The organism is Pseudomonas sp. TH31, from assembly GCF_016650815.1.
In the GTDB taxonomy this organism is placed as follows: Bacteria; Pseudomonadota; Gammaproteobacteria; order Pseudomonadales; family Pseudomonadaceae; genus Aquipseudomonas.
Genome location: NZ_JAEKEZ010000038.1, coordinates 1 through 18,066 on the forward strand (window position 1 = coordinate 1; position 18,066 = coordinate 18,066).

The 18,066-nt window shown below is 59.8% G+C and carries 14 protein-coding genes and 2 pseudogenes; 7 read left to right on the forward strand and 9 right to left on the reverse strand.

Features of this window, described 5'->3' with window-relative positions; genetic code table 11:
- Window positions 1-156: 156 nt before the first annotated feature.
- Window positions 157-1,530 carry a transposase gene (locus tag JFV26_RS30450; protein ID WP_201197308.1) on the reverse strand — a complete coding sequence of 458 codons (1,374 nt, stop codon included), beginning with the start codon at window positions 1,528-1,530 and terminating at the stop codon, window positions 157-159.
- A 226-nt stretch (window positions 1,531-1,756) separates the two neighbouring features.
- Here JFV26_RS30450 and JFV26_RS30455 point away from each other — a divergent pair, with 226 nt between their 5' ends.
- A complete protein-coding gene (locus JFV26_RS30455; protein ID WP_201197309.1) occupies window positions 1,757-3,115 on the forward strand; it encodes an MATE family efflux transporter in 1,359 nt (452 codons plus the stop codon).
- Window positions 3,116-3,752: 637 nt separating this feature from the next.
- Here the strand turns inward: JFV26_RS30455 and JFV26_RS30460 are convergent.
- Window positions 3,753-4,285 (reverse strand): annotated as a pseudogene (locus JFV26_RS30460) (VOC family protein).
- Window positions 4,231-4,398, reverse strand: a complete 168-nt coding sequence (locus tag JFV26_RS33930) for a VOC family protein (protein ID WP_242488003.1) — start codon at window positions 4,396-4,398, stop codon at window positions 4,231-4,233. The pseudogene JFV26_RS30460 and the gene JFV26_RS33930 overlap by 55 nt, the downstream one beginning before the upstream one ends.
- 42 nt (window positions 4,399-4,440) lie before the next feature.
- On the opposite strand from JFV26_RS33930, the gene JFV26_RS30465 reads away from it, so the two are divergent.
- From JFV26_RS30465 to JFV26_RS30475, 3 genes are all read left to right on the forward strand, one after another.
- Window positions 4,441-4,845 (forward strand): acyl-CoA thioesterase, encoded by a 405-nt coding sequence (locus tag JFV26_RS30465; RefSeq protein WP_201197310.1) that lies wholly within the window; start codon window positions 4,441-4,443, stop codon window positions 4,843-4,845.
- Window positions 4,846-5,091: 246 nt separating this feature from the next.
- Entirely contained in the window at window positions 5,092-5,655 is a 564-nt protein-coding gene (locus JFV26_RS30470; protein ID WP_201197311.1) for a YceI family protein, read from the forward strand.
- 1,132 nt (window positions 5,656-6,787) lie between these two features.
- Window positions 6,788-7,588, forward strand: a complete 801-nt coding sequence (locus tag JFV26_RS30475) for a hypothetical protein (RefSeq protein WP_201197312.1) — start codon at window positions 6,788-6,790, stop codon at window positions 7,586-7,588.
- A 233-nt stretch (window positions 7,589-7,821) separates the two neighbouring features.
- On the opposite strand, the gene JFV26_RS30480 is transcribed toward JFV26_RS30475, so the two are convergent.
- Window positions 7,822-8,370 (reverse strand): hypothetical protein, encoded by a 549-nt coding sequence (locus JFV26_RS30480; RefSeq protein WP_242487960.1) that lies wholly within the window; start codon window positions 8,368-8,370, stop codon window positions 7,822-7,824.
- Window positions 8,371-8,727: 357 nt separating this feature from the next.
- On the opposite strand from JFV26_RS30480, the gene JFV26_RS30485 reads away from it, so the two are divergent.
- Window positions 8,728-9,600 (forward strand): helix-turn-helix domain-containing protein, encoded by an 873-nt coding sequence (locus tag JFV26_RS30485; protein WP_201197313.1) that lies wholly within the window; start codon window positions 8,728-8,730, stop codon window positions 9,598-9,600.
- 269 nt (window positions 9,601-9,869) lie between these two features.
- Window positions 9,870-11,141 (forward strand): YbiU family protein, encoded by a 1,272-nt coding sequence (locus tag JFV26_RS30490; RefSeq protein WP_201197314.1) that lies wholly within the window; start codon window positions 9,870-9,872, stop codon window positions 11,139-11,141.
- Window positions 11,142-11,257: 116 nt separating this feature from the next.
- Here JFV26_RS30490 and JFV26_RS30495 read toward each other — a convergent pair whose 3' ends face one another.
- The 3 genes and pseudogenes from JFV26_RS30495 to JFV26_RS30505 all read right to left on the reverse strand — a co-directional run bounded on the left by JFV26_RS30495 (window position 11,258) and on the right by JFV26_RS30505 (window position 14,638).
- Complete coding sequence (locus JFV26_RS30495) at window positions 11,258-12,340, reverse strand: Gfo/Idh/MocA family protein (protein WP_201197315.1); 1,083 nt, start codon at window positions 12,338-12,340, stop codon at window positions 11,258-11,260.
- A 120-nt stretch (window positions 12,341-12,460) separates the two neighbouring features.
- Window positions 12,461-13,349, reverse strand: a pseudogene (locus JFV26_RS30500) (LysR family transcriptional regulator).
- 182 nt (window positions 13,350-13,531) lie between these two features.
- Window positions 13,532-14,638 (reverse strand): alkene reductase, encoded by a 1,107-nt coding sequence (locus tag JFV26_RS30505; RefSeq protein ID WP_201197316.1) that lies wholly within the window; start codon window positions 14,636-14,638, stop codon window positions 13,532-13,534.
- Window positions 14,639-14,814: 176 nt separating this feature from the next.
- Between JFV26_RS30505 and JFV26_RS30510 the strand changes: the two genes are divergently transcribed.
- Complete coding sequence (locus tag JFV26_RS30510; protein WP_201197317.1) at window positions 14,815-15,537, forward strand: GNAT family N-acetyltransferase; 723 nt, start codon at window positions 14,815-14,817, stop codon at window positions 15,535-15,537.
- A gap of 80 nt (window positions 15,538-15,617) precedes the next feature.
- Here JFV26_RS30510 and JFV26_RS30515 read toward each other — a convergent pair whose 3' ends face one another.
- Window positions 15,618-16,733: a DmpA family aminopeptidase gene (locus JFV26_RS30515; protein WP_201197318.1), complete on the reverse strand. Its 1,116-nt coding sequence runs from the start codon at window positions 16,731-16,733 to the stop codon at window positions 15,618-15,620.
- A gap of 155 nt (window positions 16,734-16,888) precedes the next feature.
- On the reverse strand, window positions 16,889-17,992 hold the full coding sequence (locus JFV26_RS30520) for an extracellular solute-binding protein (protein WP_201197319.1): 1,104 nt from the start codon (window positions 17,990-17,992) through the stop codon (window positions 16,889-16,891).
- Window positions 17,993-18,066 lie beyond the last annotated feature (74 nt).

The window sequence follows — 18,066 nt, forward strand, 5'->3', positions numbered from 1 at the left end:
TCTGTTGAAAAAGTCGAATTTTCAGATCGCCTGAACTCAGGCACGACCACCACTGGAGAGCCTACTCACCACATTGAGTGGTTTTTCGGCCCTTCGGTGACCTTTGCTGCTCTGTTATTGGGTTAATTTGAGGTTTTTTGCTTGGTGCAGGCGCACCTATCCCGTGACTGGTGGCCCTTGAGATGAAAATTTGGCCAGCCGTCGCAGGTTCTGCACCGCAGCGGCCAGCGTGAATTCATCAGTCGCGCCACTCATGCCACGTAGTCTCAGGCGATCCAATTTCAGGATGCGCTTGAGGTGGGCAAACAACATTTCGACCTTTTTACGTTCGTGGCGAGAGCGCTGATACGCCGGCGTTGATGCAATGCGCCGAGCCACATCGCGAGCGGCTTCATGGACGCTGCGAGCGATCTTTCGGAACGCAGTGTTCGGGCAGCACTTGGCTTTCATCGGACACGTAGCGCAGTCGGTCTGCCGGGATCGGAAGATGATGGTGTTGGCTTTGGTGACGTGTGAGCGCTCATTCTTGAAGGCTCGCCATTCGCTGCGCAATGGGTTGCCGGCCGGGCAGCGGTATTCCTCGGCCTCTTCATTCCAGTGGAAATCGTTGCTCGAAAAACTGTCGTTCTTGCGCTCGGTTTTGTCCCACACCGGCACATGCGGCTCGATGTCTTTTTCCTCCACCATCCAGGCCAGCATCGGCGCTGTGCCGTAAGCGGTGTCGCCAATGAGGCGCTCTGGCTTGATGTCGAACTGCGCTTCGACCCGATCGATCATCGTCTTGGTGCTCTCGACTTCTGCGGTTCGATGAGCCGGTGTGGGTTCCACATCCATGATCACGCCGTGCTCGGTATCGATCAGATAATTCGTGGAGCAAGCGTAGAAAGCTGGGCCGCCTGGAGCAGCGGTCCAGCGGGCCTGAGGATCCGTCAGCGACAGGCGCTTCGGTAGCGTTTCGGCCAAAGCTTCTTCATCGAGGGCTTCAAGGTACTCACGCACGGCGCGGGTGCTCAGGGCCGGATCGCTCCAGTTGACCGGTTCATCTCCCGGTACACCGCGCTGCCGACTCGCATCCGCTTTGATGATGCTGGCGTCCACGGCAAAGCCTTCGCCCTTGACCAGACCGGCGTCCATGCAGCGACGCAGCACTTCATTGAACAACCAGCGAAACAGATCACTGTCCCGAAAACGGCCGTGTCGATTTTTGGAAAACGTCGAGTGATTGGGTACTTCATCCTCAAGGCTCAACCGGCAGAACCAGCGATACGCCAGGTTCAAATGGGCCTCTTCGCACAACCGCCGCTCGGAGCGAATGCCATAGCAATAACCCACGACCAGCATGCGGATCATCAGTTCAGGATCAATTGAAGGGCGCCCAATCGGGCTATAGAAATCGGTGAGATAATGGCGCAGGTCGCCCAGATCGAGACACCGATCAATGCTGCGCAGAAGGTGAGTGGCTGGAATGTGATCTTCAAGGTTGAACGAGTAAAACAGCCGCTCCTGCCCACTCGATAACTGTCCCATCATGCTGCGTACTTCCCCGCTGGCCAATGCAGAGATTTTGCCGCAGGCCAGGCAGGGGAGCTACTTTTTCAACAGAATCGGTCGGTTGCTGCACTTCTCGACCGGTTGAATCCACAGCCGAAACCAGACATTCCTAACGCTAACCAATTCCTCGAAATCTGAACGCATTGATCCCAGTCCCCTAGCGTAGAATTCCCCAAGCGCCAGCCCAACCCGAGACGGAGCCTCAATGCAAACCCCCACTCAACCCAACCCCCTCTGGAAAACCTACCTCCTTTTCCTGGCCCCCATGGTCCTCTCCAACTTCCTCCAATCCATGTCGGGCACCATCAACAGCATCTACATCGGCCAAATGCTCGGCACCCAGGCCCTGGCGGCCGTCTCGGGCATGTTCCCCATCGTCTTCTTCTTCATCGCCCTGGTGATCGGTCTCGGCGCGGGGGCGGGGGTGCTTATCGGCCAGGCTTGGGGCGCTCGCGAGCCGCACATGGTGAAAGCCATCGCCGCGACAACCTTGCTGTTGGGCGCAATGATCGGTCTGGTCGCCGCTGTGTTGGGCACTACGTTTGCACGGCCAGCCTTGCAGGGTTTGGGTACTCCGGCGGATGTGTTGGACGACGCAGTGTCCTACGCTCACGTGATGATGTGGATCATGCCGTCGCTGCTGGTCTACGTGCTGTTCACCCAACTCCTGCGCGGGGTCAGCGATACCCTTTCGCCATTGATCGCCTTGCTGGTATCAACGTCAATCGGTCTGGCGCTGACACCCGCGTTAATAAAGGGTTGGCTGGGCTTTGCGCCGATGGGGATCCAGAGCGCAGCGTTCGCCGGGTTGGCGGGTAACTTGTCGGCGATGAGTTGGCTGGCGTGGCGGTTGATTCGCAAGGGGCATCCGTTGGCGCCGGATCGGGAGATGTTTGCGGCGATGCGGTTGGACTCGGCGATTCTCGGCAAGGTGTTGCGCATCGGCTTGCCGACCGGGTTGCAGATGGTGGTGTTGTCAGCGTCGGAGTTGGTGATCCTGGCGTTGGTGAATCAGCACGGTTCGCAGGCGACGGCGGCGTATGGGGCGGTGACGCAGATTGTGAATTATGTGCAGTTTCCGGCGTTGTCGATTGCGATCACCGCATCGATTCTTGGGGCGCAGGCGATTGGGGCAGGGCGGTTGGAGCGGATTACGCCGATTTTGCGCACGGGGCTTTTGATCAACGTGTGTTTGACCGGTGGCTTGGTGTTGCTCGGGTATTTGTTGTCGCACTGGTTGCTGGGGTTGTTCCTCACCGAGGACTCCACTCGGGTGATGGCCGAGCATTTGTTGCACATCATGCTGTGGAGCCTGTTGGTGTTTGGTTTCCAGGCGATTATCGGCGGGATCATGCGGGCCAGCGGCACGGTGTTGGTGCCGATGCTGATTTCGATTGTGTGCGTGGTGGGGGTGCAGTTGCCGGTGGCGTATCTGCTGGATGCGCGGTTTGGGTTGCAGGGTGTGTGGATGGCGTTTCCGGTGGCGTATCTGGGGATGCTGGCGTTGCAGACGATTTACTACAAGTTCGTTTGGCAGCATCAGAAGATTGAGCGGTTGGTGTAGCGGTGGGGGATGTGTTCGCTTGAGGGATCTGGCGTAAAGATGGGCGCCAAGATCGCAGCCTTCGGCGGCGCCCATAGGGGATGCATTTCAACGTAGGAGCTGCCGAAGGCTGCGATCTTTTGATCTTAGGGTTTGATGTCGGCAGCCAAGATCGCAGCCTTCGGCAGCTCCTACAGGGGGGGCATTTCAACGTAGGAGCTGCGGTTCAACGTAGGAGCTGCCGAAGGCTGCGATCTTTTGATCTTGCGTTTTATATCGGGCAGCCAAGCCTTCGGCGGCGGCCACAGGCGCGTAGGAGCTGCCGGAGGCTGCGATTTTTTGATCTTGTGCGTTTGATATCAGGCAGCCAAGATCGCAGCCTTCGGCAGCTCCTACAGGGGGCTTTCAACGTAGGAGCTGCGGTTCAACGTAGGAGCTGCCGGAGCTGCGATCTTTTGATCTTGCGTTTTATATCGGGCAGCCAAGCCTTCGGCGGCGCCCACAGGCGCGTAGGAGCTGCCGGAGGCTGCGATTTTTTGATCTTAGGGTTTGATGTCGGCAGCCAAGATCGCAGCCTTCGGCAGCTCCTACAGGGGGCATTTCAACGTAGGAGCTGCGGTTCAACGTAGGAGCTGCCGGAGGCTGCGATCTTTTGATCTTAGGCGTTTGATATCGGCAGCGTTTTCAAACCTTCGGGCGTTTGAATATGCGCCACCAAATACGGCGCTGAAGCCGCTCCCAAAGCATGAAGACGAACCACCCCGGAAAAGTTGATCGCAGTCAGCAATGCCTGAACCTTCTCCGGATCAGGGTCAAACACAGCCAGCGCCACCAGCGAACACCCTTGATCAACCATAACGCTCGCAGGATGGGGCGTTTGCTCCCATTGAATCAGCGTCGGCGCTGACCCGTTCAGCGGCAGGCTGCCGTCGGCCGGAATGGTGATCTGCCAGGACAACGAGCCTCGGGTCATGGGTTCGGCGTCACCGACGATGGCGCGGCAGGCCTCGCTCATGCCATGGATGTCGTCGGTGCGCGCGACCCACGTCGCCAAGCGTGCCGGTGCATCAACCGCCAATTGATCCATAGCGAACCAACGCGGCCGGCCCGGTGTTTGGCGGTCGGGTCGATGGCAATCACTTCCAGGTAAGTCTCCGGGCCCAGGCGCAGTAGCCGGTTGTGGGTGCCCATGCGAGGATGTGCGCCCCGGGTTCCAGCTCGACGCCCAGCACGCGGGTCACGAAGGCGCAGCCGGTGTCGAGGTCGGGGGCGACGATGGCGAGGTGATCAAGGGTGCTTTTCATGGGGAGCGCCTTCAATTTAAAACAACAGGGAAGAGCTGTTCGATGCCTGGTGCAGTGTTTGTCCGCAGAACCATTTTATTCGGCGACTGCGACCCCGCAGGCGTGGTGTATACGCCGCGATTTTCATATTTTGCCGTTGAAGCCATTTATACCGCGCTGGACAGTTGGCTGGGGGCGCCTGGCCTCAGGACGCTGATGAGTTTTGATGTGCTGCCGCCGGTGCGCGCCATGTCGGTGGAGATGCTCAGGCCTTTGACCTGGGATGATGAGCTGAGCATCAAGGTCAGTGTGGCAAAGTTAGGCGTTCACTCCTTCACTTTTTTGGTCGAGGGCTTTGTCCATGATCAGACGATGGCGTTTACCGCGAGTGTCACGCATGTCTGCGTCTCGCCTGACACCAAAGAGGTCGTTGCCATTCCTGAAGGGCTGAGAGCGGCGCTTTCATAAGCAGATGGTTAGTATCTTGTGGGAGTGAGCCTGCTCGCGAATGCGGTGTGTCATTCAGCATTGATGTTGGCTGGCACGCCGTATTCGCGAGCAGGTTGAGTCGTCGCACCGCCGTTCCCACAGGGGGAATTGTGTTGTTCAGGTGAGTGGCGGTGGAATAACCGGCCATTCTTTGCTTTAGTCCACCTCTCTCGGGCCAGCGGGTTCGGCACTTCAGCCATGGACGGTGCCTGAACGGAGAGTCTCATGCGCTTTCGATTCCTGCGTTTCGCCGCAATCGCTGCTGCCATGGTCTTCACCGTCAGCGCCCAAGCCGTCGAATACAACCAGGTCAACGCCGCCGCCAGCCAGATCAGTTTCACCTTCAGCCAGTTTGGCTCGCGGGTCTACGGGACGTTCGGCCAGTTTGAAGGCACTCTCGATTTCGATACGCAAAACCCCGCAACCGCCCACGCCGCGCTCAACATCCAGCTGGCGAGCATCGACGCCGGCAGCAGCGACGCCAACACCGAACTGCAAAAACCGGCCTGGTTCGACACGGAACACTACCCGCTGGGCACCTTTAAATCGACCAGCGTCAAGGCCCTCGGCGGCGACCGTTATCTGTTCATCGGCGACCTCACGCTCAAAACCATTACCCGCAAGGTCAAGGTTCAAGTCCAGTTGAAGCCGGAGAGTGGCATCGGCGTGTTTGTCGGCGAGTTCGCGCTCAACCGTGACGATTTCAAGGTCGGCGAGGGCGAGTGGGCGGACGGGGTTGTCTCCAAAGACATCAACATTCGGTTTCGCATGGTCGCGCCGCAGCGGTAGCCGTCCGCTGTGGGAGCGAGCCTGCTCGCGATGACTTGGGCACATCGAGCACCGGGGTGTCTGTCAGGCCGCTATCGCGAGCAGGCTCACTCCCACATTGGGTCGCGGGTGAACGCAGTCTTTGAGGTCAACCTCGATCCCCTGTAGGAGCTGAGCTTGCTCGCGATGACGGTGGCACATTCAACAGGTGATGCAGTTGACCGGCCGCGGTAATCGCGACTGAACATCAAAAGATCGCAGCCTTCGGCAGCTCCTACAGAGGCTCGATGTATTCCAGATATCGAGGTTGCACGCAAGAGGCTCGGTGTATTCCTGGTATCGAGGTTGCACGCAAGAGGCTCGATGTATTCCTGGTATCGAGGTTGCACGCAAGAGGCTTGGTGCATTCCTGGTATCGAGGTTGAACGCAAGAGGCTTGGTGCATTCCTGGTATCGAGGTTGCACGCAAGAGGCTCGGTGTATTCCTGGTATCGAGGTTGCACGCAAGAGGCTCGATGTATTCCTGGTATCGAGGTTGCACGCAAGAGGCTCGGTGCATTCCTGGTATCGAGGTTGCACGCAAGAGGCTCGGTGTATTCCTGGTATCGAGGTTGCACGCAAGAGGCTCGGTGTATTCCTGGTATCGAGGTTGCACGCAAGAGGCTCGATGTATTCCTGGTATCGAGGTTGCACGCAAGAGGCTCGGTGTATTCCTGGTATCGAGGTTGCACGCAAGAGGCTCGATGTATTCCTGGTATCGAGGTTGCACGCAAGAGGCTCGGTGCATTCCTGGTATCGAGGTTGCACGCAAGAGGCTCGGTGTATTCCTGGTATCGAGGTTGCACGCAAGAGGCTCGGTATATTCCTGGTATCGAGGTTGCACGCAAGAGGCTCGATGCATTCCTGAAATAGAGGTCGCGTGCGGTCGAGGTAGGAGCTGCCGAAGGCTGCGATCTTTTGATCTTCAGCGATCCGCCTTCAGCGCCTCGATCTCCCTCGTCACAGGTTCGGTGTCACGGGCATTACCTGCAACCCGCCCCTTTGTATCGTGGCAGCTATATATCAAGGTGCCAGTACCGTTTCGCCGCCAACTGCTAAGCTATGCCCGTGAAACGCCCGAGTTGAGCGCGACAATCTGCAAGGAGGCAGGCTGATGCTGATCAAACGTATTGCCGGTTCAAGTGCGCACGCGGTTCCCGAACCTTTCGTTCGAGAAGAAGTGGAGCGGGTGCTGGCGCAGCTCCTGGCCAGTCCATTGTTCGCCAAGTCTCGGCGGATGGGCAGCCTGTTGGGTTTTTTGGTCGAACACGACCTTCAGGTCTCGAACATTCCCCTCACCGAGCACGCCATCGGCATCGCGGTGTTTCGCCGTGATCCGGCGGTCTACTGCACCGGCGATGATCCGGTGGTGCGGGTGCAGGTCGGCCGGTTACGGCGCAAGCTCGCCAGTTATTACACCACGCATGGCCAGCACGACCCGGTGCGCCTGAGCGTGCCGGCCGGTTCTTATCGGCTGGTCTACGAGCGACGTTCGCCCAAGGTGGCCGGCGCCCATCATCCGGTTCTGCAGCTTCAGCCGTTTACCTGCATCACCCTGGATGGCGACGACTTTACCCGGGGTTTGTGCGAGGAGTTGAGTTGCCGGTTGTTCCAGTCGTTCGAACAAACCCAGACCCATGCCAACCATATACTGATGAATATGCCCCGAAGCAGTCTCAAGGCAGCGGTTCCTGCGCGGGCGGGGCGGGGAAGCTATTCGCTGGAGGGCAGCGTGCGGGTGGAGCCGGCCCGTGTCCGGGCATCGGTGCGCTTGATCGACGTGGCCCAGGGACGGATTCGCTGGTCCGGGCAGTTTGATCGCAAGCAACCTTACGGCATCGCGACCCAGGAGGATCTGGCGGAGTCTATCTGTCGCTCGCTGACGGGATATTTCGCCCTGGGCAGTGACGATTGATGAGCAAGAGGGACAAGCGCAAAGCTGTCCCTCTTTGTGTGGCGGTTAAGGCGTTGTCCAGCTACCACCCGAGTAGAGGCGGACCGCATCGTTACTGTCAGTCAGGTTGATTTCGATTGATTGCGAGCGCGAGGTACTGAACATCGTGCTGGTTTGCACGTTCTGTTCGAACCACACGAGGATCGTCTCTACGGGCGTCAGTACAGTCGAGCCGGTGACCACCTGTTGCGAGGCTACGTAGATCGGCGTGGAGACCTGTTTGCCATCAATGCCAGTGGACAGTTGGCTGACCCCGGGTGAATCGGGCCATAGTTGTTCAACAGCGTGATGGAGATCTCAGGGCCGCCGCTTGACGCTGGGCCCAGCAGGCCAGACGTGTCGAGTGTGGCCTGTTGCCCCAGGCCGATGTTGACGAGATTGGTCGAAACATCAACCTGCACGTTGGCCTGGAATACATTGGAGCCGAACAACTGGTACTGAGGCGTCCAGCTGAACGTGTTGTTGCTCAGGTAGTTGGTGTAGGACTGCCAGACCACGTTGTAGTCTTCGTTACCGACCTTCTTGGCGAAGCACAGCTTATAGTTGGACTGCTTGAGCTGCGTCAGGTCCGCCGAGGCGATCTGGATCTTGACCGACTTTTGGGTCGCCGCCAGGGAAGACGTCAGCACCTTGCTGTAGTCGGTCGTTTTCAGGGCGGTCGGAGCGGCGAGGAGCGACTTGACAGCCTTTTGAAGGTCGTCGTGCAGCGCTTGCTGGTTGCTTGCAACGTTTGACTTGCTCATGGTGTCCCTCTGTTCTGTCTTGGTTGTGTTTAGGCAATCAATGGCCAGCGGGCATCGAATCCGACAAACGATCAGGCAGCACCCGTGACAGGTCTTCCATGCCTCCGCTGGCCGGAGGCGGGCGATGCCGATGATGTGTCACAACCCTGTCAGCACATTGACGGCTTCACGGTAGGCTCGACGGGCAGCGTGGCGAAGTATCGTGGCGTTACATTCGCAAGGGGCGTTGATGCGCTGACAGTCAGTCAGGTAACAGGCTGCGTAACGAGGTTGTATCAAAGCACTGCGGGTCTTCCTGCACGCTGGGTGATACGATTCTGGCGTTTGAGGTCGGGCGTCGAGCAGGAACGTATTGTCATGAAGCCGAGTTTCGAGAAAATCTCCACGCCAGCTGATGCCTCGTGGTCGATGCTTAACCGGCGGCTGGCCGATGACATTCCGTTCGAATGGCACCACCACCCTGAATATGAATTGACCCTGACCCTCAACAGCCGGGGTCATCGCTATGTGAGCAGTGACGTGCGGCTCTACGAGGACGGTGACCTGGTGCTGTTGGGGCCGAATGTGCCGCACAGTTGGTGTTCCGCTGAACGCATTGACCCGGACCAGCCCCACGTTGCGCTGGTCATCTGGTTTTCCCAGGCCTGGGCTCAATCACTCGTAGCGCTGTTTCCGGAGTTGGGCTCATTGCAGGCGCTACTGGCCGCCGCTCAGTGTGCGTTGCACTTCAGTGAGCAGGCCTCAAAAGAACTTCGCCCCCTGATCGAGGCGATGGTGGATCAGCAAGGGCCGGAACGATTGGTGTCACTGCTGCAAGTGCTGACCCGACTGACCCGTGACACCGATGCCCGGAGAATCTTCCCCGACGAACCCACCGGTGCAGCCGTCGTGGCGGGCGAAGACGCGCGCCTGCAACGGGTGCTTGGGCATGTCCACGCTCACTACGTCGAGTCCCTGACCATCCCCGAATTGGCGGACATCGCCTGCATCAGCGTTTCGGCATTTCATCGCATGTTCCGCCGTCATACCCATTGCACGGCACTGGACTACATCGCCCGGTTACGCATTGGTCGGGCGTGTGCGCTGTTACTGCAAGGCAATAGCCCCGTTGCGCTGATCGCCGAAACGGTGGGGTATTCGTCGCTGGCGCTGTTCAACCGACAATTCAAGGCACAGAAGGGCCTGGCCCCCAGCGCCTTCCGCAAGCGCCACGGGCATCATTTTCGATAGGTCGATTACAGCAGACACGGTCCCCGTAGGAGCTGCCGAAGGCTGCGATCTTTTGATCTTGATCTTGATTTGATCTTTCGCTGCGCGATATTGCGGAAGATCAAAAGATCGCAGCCTTCGGCAGCTCCTACGCAGGTTTGCATATACCTGATCCATCGTGGGCCTTACGCCACAATCGTATCGGTCAACGCGGCAAATCCGACTGAGCCGAAAAGGGCGTAAATGTTTTAGTGCAGGTGGCTTTTAACAACCCCCAGCAGGTCGCCACCATGAGCAACTATCACACCTTCGAAAGCGCGGTCCTTCCAGAACACTACCGAGACAACATCGTGCGCATGAAGCGAGCCTTGCGTGCGCAAATAGGCGATGTGGATGCCCTGTTTGCCGAAGTGAGCGCGTTTATCGAAGCAGAAATCATCTCGATCAAGCAACAGCACGCCCGGACCGGCAGCGCCTGGCCGGTACTGGACTACCCGAGCATTGCCGCAGGCCACGTGACAGACGAGCAGTTGGCGATGATCCGCCGCCGTGGCTGCCTGGTGATAAAAGGGCACTTTCCCACCGAACAAGTCGCCGAGTGGGACAAAGGCTTGCTCCAATACCTCGATGACAATGCCTTCGATGCCATCTACCGCGGTCCGGTGGACCAGTTCTTCGGCAACCTCGACGCCTCACGCCCCGAGATCTTTCCGGTCTACTGGTCCCGCTCGCAAATGCAGGTGCGCCAGCACGAACGCATGGCCACAGCGCAATCGTTCCTCAACCGACTCTGGAAAACTCATTCCCGGGGCCAGCAATGGTTCGATCCCGATGTCAATGCGCTGTACCCCGACCGGGTCCGCCGCCGTCCGCCGGGCACCACCTCCAAAGGGCTGGGCCCGCATACCGATTCCGGGGCACTGGAGCGTTGGTTGCATCCGGCTTACTTGAAGGTCTTCGACAACATCTACCGCAATGACTTCAAGGCCTATGACCCTTGGGACGCGGCCTATCGCACCGAAGTCGACGAGTACGCGTACCAGGACACGGTGAAGTGTTCGGCCTTCCGGACCTTCCAGGGCTGGACCGCGCTGTGCGACATGAAGGCGGATCAAGGCGTGCTGCATACCTTGCCCATTCCCGAAGCCATGGCTTATTTACTGCTGCGACCGCTGCTCAACGATGTCCCGGAGGATGAATTGTGCGGTGTCATTCCGGGCAAAGTGCTGCCGGTTTCGAAGCAGTGGCATCCGTTGCTGGTCGAGGGCTTGAGCCCGATCCCTGACGTTGAGGCCGGCGATTCTGTCTGGTGGCATTGCGACGTGATTCACAGCGTCGCACCCGTGGCAAACCAGCAGGGCTGGGGCAACGTGATGTACGTGCCGGCGGCGCCGATGTGCGCCAAGAATCGGCGATATGCCAAAGATGTATTTAACGCCTTCGCCGTGGGCGCCTCCCCGAGTGACTTCCCGAGGGAGGATTATGAAAAGGACTGGAAAGGCCGATTCAGTGTCGAGGAGCTGAACGAAATCGGCCGCTTGGGTCTTGCGAAGCCCCTGTAGGAGCTGCCGAAGGCTGCGATCTTTTGATTTTTGGCGTCTGTGATCTCGCTGAAAATCAAAAGAAAGATCAAAAGATCGCAGCCTTCGGCAGCTCCTACGGGAATGAGTGCATCCGCCTAACCGCGGGAGGTCTTGATGCCATCCAGCAACCGATGCATCCGCAGCGCATCCTCAAACGTCGCCGCCGCATGGGTGCCGTCCGCCAGGTCCTGCGCAAACACGTAATACAGCTCCGCCAGTTCCAGCACCGCCGACGGCAATCCGGATTCAGGCAAGCGCTGATAACTGTTCGGCACCGGCAGGATTTGCAACGGCAGGTCATCGCCATGTGCACCTTCGATCACATAGTCATCACCCACCTCACCGAAGGCTGAGCGGTTGCTGATTTTCAGATCGCCCTGATCGCCAGTGAGGTCGATCTGCACGCCCGAACCATTGCGCTTGCCGCCCTCGATATGGATCGAAACCACCGCGCCGTTTTCCAGCAAACCACTGAGCACCAGTTGATCCGGTGCGGTGCTGTCCAGCACTTCGCCGGTTTCGACGATGGTGACCTTCGGGAACTGACTGAGCATCAACCCCGACACGCTCAGCGGCCAACCGGTGGCGGTGAACAGCATGTCGAGGAAGTGCCCGGCGTAGATGGCGATGACGCTGGAGAAATTTTCCTCGGCTACGGTCCAGCGCAGGGCGTTGGACCGCAGCGCCTGTAAGTAATGGGTGCTGACGTGCAGGCGCACCGAGCGCAGTTGGCCGACATAACCTTGCTGCAGCAAGTCTTGCAGGTAGCGGTTGTGCGGCGCGTGGCGCCGTTGCAGCCCGACGATGTGACGCACGCCGGCATCCTTCGCCAGATGCACCAATTGTTCGGAGGCGGCGGTCGTGGTGGTCAGTGGCCATTCGCAGTAGACGTCTTTACCGGCAGCGATGGCGGCACGCACGCTGTGTTCGTGTTGCGGCGCGGTGTTGAGCACCACCACCAGGTCGACTTCGGGGTTATGGATCAAGGCGTCGAGCGAGTCGGCGACTTGAGGAATACCGTACTCGCTGGCTGCCGCTTTGGCGCGCTCGCGGTGTTCGCTGTAAATCGCTTGCACGTGGTATTGCGGCAGCAGGGCAAGCACGCGCAAGTGGCCGTGGCGGGCCCAGGTGCCGACGCCGACGATGCCGACGCGAATAGGGACGTATGAAGTGGTCATGGGTTTAGCCTCATAAGGTGGATGGCAGACGAGGCAAAGTCTAGGGAGCGCAGGCTTGAGGAAAAACGGGCCAAGGGGCCGAACACTCTGGACAGAAACGGCGTTAATCCGACGCCGGATTCAGACCTTGAGAATGTTGTCCTTGAAGAAATCGATCAACACCCGCAGCCTCGGTGCGGTCTGCTTTGACGCGGGCCAGAGCATCCACAGGTTGCCGGTATGGTCGGTGTAATCCTCCAGCACCACCTTCAGCCTGCCGTCAGCCAATGCCTGGCGGATTGAAAAATCCGGCAGGCAGGCAATCCCCACCCCATCAATCGCCAGGTACGTCAGCGGGTCCATCGTGGTGCAGGTCATGGCCTTCGCCAGATTCGGCTCGATGTGCGTCTCGCCTATCCTCAGCGGCCAGCGTTCGATCATTCCCGTCGCCGGAAACTTGTGCAGCAGGCAGACATGATTGATCAGCTCGTCCGGGTGCGTCGGGTTACCGTGGCGTGCCAGGTACTCCGGCGAGGCCACCAGTTGCAGTTGATAGCCGCCGAGTTTGCGCGCCATCAGCCGCGAGTCTTGCGGCGCGCCGGTGCGGATCACCGCATCGAAACCTTCCTCGATCACATCGACCATGCGGTCGGACATGTCCACGTCCAGCTCGATGTCCGGGTAGGCACGGATGAACCCGGCCAGCACCGGCATGATCAGCACGTTCTGCAACGGCACGCTGATGCGCACCTTGCCCCGTGGTGTGGCGGACAACTCCAGCAGCTCCAGTTGCGCGGCTTCCACTTCACTGAGAATGCGCTTGCAACGGTCCAGGAACAGCCTCGCCTTCGGTGGTCAGGGTGACGCTGCGGGTGCTGCGATGGAACAGCCGAACGCCCAGGCGTTCTTCCATGCGCGCCACGCTTTTGCCGACCGCCGAGGAGGAGATTTCCAGCAGGCGCCCGGCTTCGGTGAAGCTGCGGGTTTCGGCCACCTGAATGAAGGCCGTGATACCGCTGAGGCTGTCCATCATGGGCGGTGTACTCGATGCAGGAAGGGTTAAGGCAGAGTAGAGGCGGGCGGGGGATTTGCAAAGGGTGGGTAGAACAAGATCAAAAGATCGCAGCCTTCGGCAGCTCCTACAGGGGGAGTGTGTACACCTGTAGGAGCTGCCGAAGGCTGCGATCTTTGATTTTGAAAACGAGCGCCGACTCAGGCACTTTCTTGATAAAACGGATAATCCGTAAACCCAACCTCGCTACCCCCATAAAACGTATCCCGGTCATAAGCATTCAACGGCCGACCATGACGAATCCGCCCCGGCAAATCCGGGTTGGCAATAAAATCGCGACCAAACGCCACCAGGTCAGCATCGCCCGCCCGCAAAATCTGCTCGGCAGACTCGGCGGTAAAGCCTCCGGCAGCCATGATCAACCCGTCGTAATGTCGACGAATCAACTGCGCGGCCACCGGGTTCTGGTCCTTGCTTTCATCAATCGAATTGCCCAAGACACGCGGCTCGATCAAGTGCAAATAGGCCAGTTTCAACGGCGCCAGTTGTTCGGCGACGTAGGTAAACAGCGCTTCAGGATCGCTGTCCTTCATGTCACCGAACGTGCCGCTCGGCCCCAGGCGCACCGCGACTCGTTCACTGCCCCAGACCGAAATCACCGCGCCGGTGATGTCCAACAGAAACCGTGCACGCTTGGCGATGCTGCCGCCATAGGCGTCGGTGCGACGGTTGCTGCCATCCTGCAAAAACTGGTCGATCAGGTAGCCGTTGGCGCCATGGATTTCCACGCCATCAAAACCGGCGGCGAGGCCCCGTTGCGCGGCGCTGCGAAAATCATCGACCAAGGCTTCGACTTCCGCCTCGCCAAGGGCCCGGTGCGGTGTGCTCGCCACCCAACCGCTGGCGGTATAGGCGACACCGTCGTACTCGACTGCCGAGGGTGCCACGGGTTGGGTGCCGTTGGGTTGCATGTCGCTGTGGGACTGGCGACCGGCATGGAATAGCTGCAAAAAGATCCGCCCACCCTTGGCGTGAACCGCTTCGGTGATGGCTTTCCAGCCGGGGATTTGCGCATCGTTGTACAGGCCCGGCGAACCGAGATAACCATTGCCGGTGGTGGACACGACGGTGGCTTCGGAAATGATCAGGCCGCCATCGGTTGCCCGCTGCGCGTAGTACTCGACCATCAACGCGCCAGGCACATCGCCGGGCTCGGAACGCATGCGGGTCAACGGTGCCATGACCACGCGGTGGGCGAGGGCATGTGGGCCGATCTTGATCGGGGAAAGCAGGGTGGGGTGATTCATGGTGACCTCCAATAAGTGACTGGAGGTCACCTTAGGCCGATTGCTTCAGCGGAAAAACGGGCCGCCGATCCGCTCTCTTTGGACGGATTGCTCCGTAATCGCCTCAAGGCGTTAGCGCCGTGACACGTTACAATGCCCCGGCCCGCTGCGAACGAATCCCCGGAGTCAGATATTCGATGCCCCAGATCAGCCATTTCAAAACCCCATGCCCCGAGCCCATCAACAGCCAGATCCTGCAACTGGTCGTCGACAACCTGACCGAGATCAGCGCGGTGGCCTTGCCGCCGAGCAACCTGTTGTACAACGTGTATCAGTACGCGATCGGCTATGAGGTTCACCTCTATCTGGAGGCGTTGAACGGGACCAGGGGGATGGCGGTTGAGTTGATCGTGGCCACGGATGTCGACGACCCGGAGAAGGTCATCGGCTTCGTGTTGTACCTGCCGGTCAAGGATGATTCCGAGGCGTGCGGCGTGGCCTATATGGCCGTGGATTCCGGTCATCGGCGCCAGGGAGTTGCCCGGGCGATGTTGCGCGAGGTGCTCGGTCGCTACCCTCACGCCGAGCTGACTTGCAGCGTCGGCAAGGTTCCGTATTTTGAAGCGCTGGGCTTTCAAGTGGTGGGTGTCCGCGCGACCCAGGTGCTGATGAACACCCGTGATCACGGCACCGACGGCTTGATGGCGGTGCTGGACACGGCACCGATCTACAGCTCGCTGGAAGTGCGGCAGATTCATACCTACCTGCTGCAAAAGCACGGCAAACGGGCGATGACGGATGCGGAGAAACAACGGGATCGGCACCTGGATCAACTGACGCGCAAGGCCAATGAGTTTGTGCGGGGGCGTTTGGGCGATGAGGCGGTGCCAGCCACATCCCCGCGACTGCGGCTGGTCTAAATTTCCCAATCCAACACACATCCCCTGTGGGAGCGAGCAAGCCCGCTCCCACAGGGGATGTGTGATGGTTTGTCGGGCGTCTACACGGTTCCTGGCCAACCGGCCTGACGCAAGGCTTTAAGCAGTGTCGCGGCATCCAGCCCCGGAACCGCATGCCCATTGCCATTAGCCGTTTCACCCGCCAGCAAGGCATTGATGATCGCTTCCTCGACGGCTTCGGTGGCGGCCAGGAACAGTTCGCTGATGTGGTCGTTATTGACCATGCGCAGGTTGTCGCAGGTCGGTGCTTTTTTGCTTTCATACGCGGCGGGCGGCACATGGTTACCGGTCGCAAAGGCAATGAAGATGTCGCCGCTGTGGTCTTCGTTGCCGCCACCGGTGCGAGCCAGGCCGAGGCTGGCGCGCTGGGCCAGGCGCGTGCACTGGTGCGGCAGCAACGGCGCGTCGGTCGCCAGGCAGACGACGATCGAGCCCATTCCCGGATGCGGCAGCGAGGCCTTGAGAAACGGTGAATCGGCCTTTTCCATGTAGCGCCCGACCGGGTAACCGTCGACCCGCAACTCGTTGCGGATGCCATGGTTGGCCTGGACGATGGCGCCGACCGTCCAACCGCCCTGGGCACTGCTCAACCGCCGCGACGCGGAGCCGATACCGCCCTTGAATTCGTGACAGATCATGCCGCTGCCGCCACCGACGTTACCCTCGGTGACCGGTCCACCGACCGCCGTGCGCAGGGCCTCGGCGACGTGTTCGGGCTTCACATGAAAGCCGTTGATGTCGTTGAGCAGGCCGTCGAAGGTTTCCAGCACGACCGGCATGTTCCAGTAGAGTCGCCCGTCATCCGGTTGCTGCTCACGGTCCAGCACAATCAGCGCATCGCGGACCACGCCGAGGCTGTGGGTGTTAGTGAAGGCGATCGGGCTGGTCAACAGGCCGGCTTCGCGAATCCACTCAAGGCCCGTGGCGTCGCCATTGCCGTTGAGCACATGGACGCCGGCAAAACACGGCTGCTGGCTGGTGGAGCCGGCACGGGGTTCGATCACGGTAACGCCGGTCAGGATGTCGCGACCCTCGGCGGTGCGACCTCGCACATCGCTGTGGCCGACCCGGACACCGGGCACATCGGTGATGGCGTTGAGCGGGCCGGGTTGCAGTTGGCCGAACTGGATATTCAAGTCGCGGGCACGTGGTTTCATCGTTGCTCTCATGTTCAATTCATACTCACTGATTGCCGCAACCCTTGTAGGAGCAAAGCTTGCTCGCGATTGCGGCAGGTCAGGCGGTATTGATGTTGAATGTACTGCCGCTATCGCGAGCAAGCTTTGCTCCTACAGGGGACTGGCGGTGTTTGTTATTGACCGTTTTTCACTTTGCTCCAGACCCGGGTGCGCACGCGTTCGGTGGCTGGCGGCAGGGGTTGAAGGGTGAACAACGTGGCCATGGCTTCAGCAGAGGGGTAGACCGCCGGGTTGTTGCGGGTCGCTTCGGCCACCAACGGGGTCGCGGTGCGGTTGCCGTTCGGGTAGGCCAGGTGGTCGCTGACCGGGGCGATGACTTCGGGGCGCATCAGGTAGTCGATGAAGGCGATGCCTTGCGCCGGGTTCGGCGCATCCTTGAGCAACACCAGCGTGTCGAACCACACCGGTGCACCTTCCTTTGGCAGGCTGTAGGCGATCTTCACGCCGTTACCGGCCTGTTCAGCCGTTTTTTTGGCTTCGAGCATTGCCCCGGACCAGCCCACCGCGACGCAGATGTTGCCGTTGGCCAGGTCACTGATGAACTTCGATGAGTTGAAGTAAGCAATGTGCGGGCGCAGCTTCAGCAGTAAGGCTTCGGCCTTTTTGTAGTCCTCAGGGTCAGTGCTGTTCGGCGGCAGGCCCAGGTAGTGCAGGGCGACCGGCAGCATCTCCGAGGGCGAATCGAGCATCGCCACGCCGCACTGGCCGAGCTTGGCGAGGTTTTCTTCCTTGAATACCAGGTCCCAGGAGTCCACCGGCGCCTTGTCGCCGAGGGCGGCGCGGACCTTGTCGACGTTGTAGCCGATGCCGTTGGTGCCCCACAGGTACGGCACGGCGTACTGGTTGCCGGGGTCGTTGTTGGCCAGTTTCGCCAGCAGGTCGGGGTCCATGTTCTTGAACCCCGGCATCTGTGCCCGGGGCAGTGGTTGCAGGGCGCCGGCCTTGATCAGGGTCGGCAGGCTGAAATTACTTGCCACCACCACGTCGTAGCCACTGCGGCTGGTCAGCAGTTTTCCCTCCAGCACCTCGGCGCTGTCGAACGTGTCGTAAACCGGCGAAATGCCGGTGTCGCGGGTGAAGTCGTGGAGGGTCGTGGGACCGATGTAGTCATACCAGTTGTAGACGTGCACGGTGGGGGCATCAGCGGCAAATGCCGACAGTGAGGCCGACAGGCAGGCGCCCAGTCCCAGATTGAAATACGTGCGGTGACCACTCATGATGCGGCACTCCTGGCCTGCTGCAGGCCGGTGTTATTCAGGAGTGTTCAGGGTATCGGCGGGGTGGGTCTTGC

Excerpts from the sequence above, each read along its gene's own strand:
- JFV26_RS30515 (WP_201197318.1), bottom strand. The coding sequence starts at position 16,733 with ATGAAACCACGTGCCCGCGACTTGAATATCCAGTTCGGCCAACTGCAA.
- JFV26_RS30475 (WP_201197312.1), top strand. The coding sequence starts at position 6,788 with ATGCTGATCAAACGTATTGCCGGTTCAAGTGCGCACGCGGTTCCCGAA.
- JFV26_RS30485 (WP_201197313.1), top strand. The coding sequence starts at position 8,728 with ATGAAGCCGAGTTTCGAGAAAATCTCCACGCCAGCTGATGCCTCGTGG.
- JFV26_RS30505 (WP_201197316.1), bottom strand. The coding sequence starts at position 14,638 with ATGAATCACCCCACCCTGCTTTCCCCGATCAAGATCGGCCCACATGCC.
- JFV26_RS33930 (WP_242488003.1), bottom strand. The coding sequence starts at position 4,398 with ATGAAAAGCACCCTTGATCACCTCGCCATCGTCGCCCCCGACCTCGAC.
- JFV26_RS30510 (WP_201197317.1), top strand. The coding sequence starts at position 14,815 with ATGCCCCAGATCAGCCATTTCAAAACCCCATGCCCCGAGCCCATCAAC.
- JFV26_RS30450 (WP_201197308.1), bottom strand. The coding sequence starts at position 1,530 with ATGATGGGACAGTTATCGAGTGGGCAGGAGCGGCTGTTTTACTCGTTC.
- JFV26_RS30520 (WP_201197319.1), bottom strand. The coding sequence starts at position 17,992 with ATGAGTGGTCACCGCACGTATTTCAATCTGGGACTGGGCGCCTGCCTG.
- JFV26_RS30490 (WP_201197314.1), top strand. The coding sequence starts at position 9,870 with ATGAGCAACTATCACACCTTCGAAAGCGCGGTCCTTCCAGAACACTAC.
- JFV26_RS30495 (WP_201197315.1), bottom strand. The coding sequence starts at position 12,340 with ATGACCACTTCATACGTCCCTATTCGCGTCGGCATCGTCGGCGTCGGC.
- JFV26_RS30470 (WP_201197311.1), top strand. The coding sequence starts at position 5,092 with ATGCGCTTTCGATTCCTGCGTTTCGCCGCAATCGCTGCTGCCATGGTC.
- JFV26_RS30455 (WP_201197309.1), top strand. The coding sequence starts at position 1,757 with ATGCAAACCCCCACTCAACCCAACCCCCTCTGGAAAACCTACCTCCTT.
- JFV26_RS30465 (WP_201197310.1), top strand. The coding sequence starts at position 4,441 with ATGCCTGGTGCAGTGTTTGTCCGCAGAACCATTTTATTCGGCGACTGC.
- JFV26_RS30480 (WP_242487960.1), bottom strand. The coding sequence starts at position 8,370 with ATGAGCAAGTCAAACGTTGCAAGCAACCAGCAAGCGCTGCACGACGAC.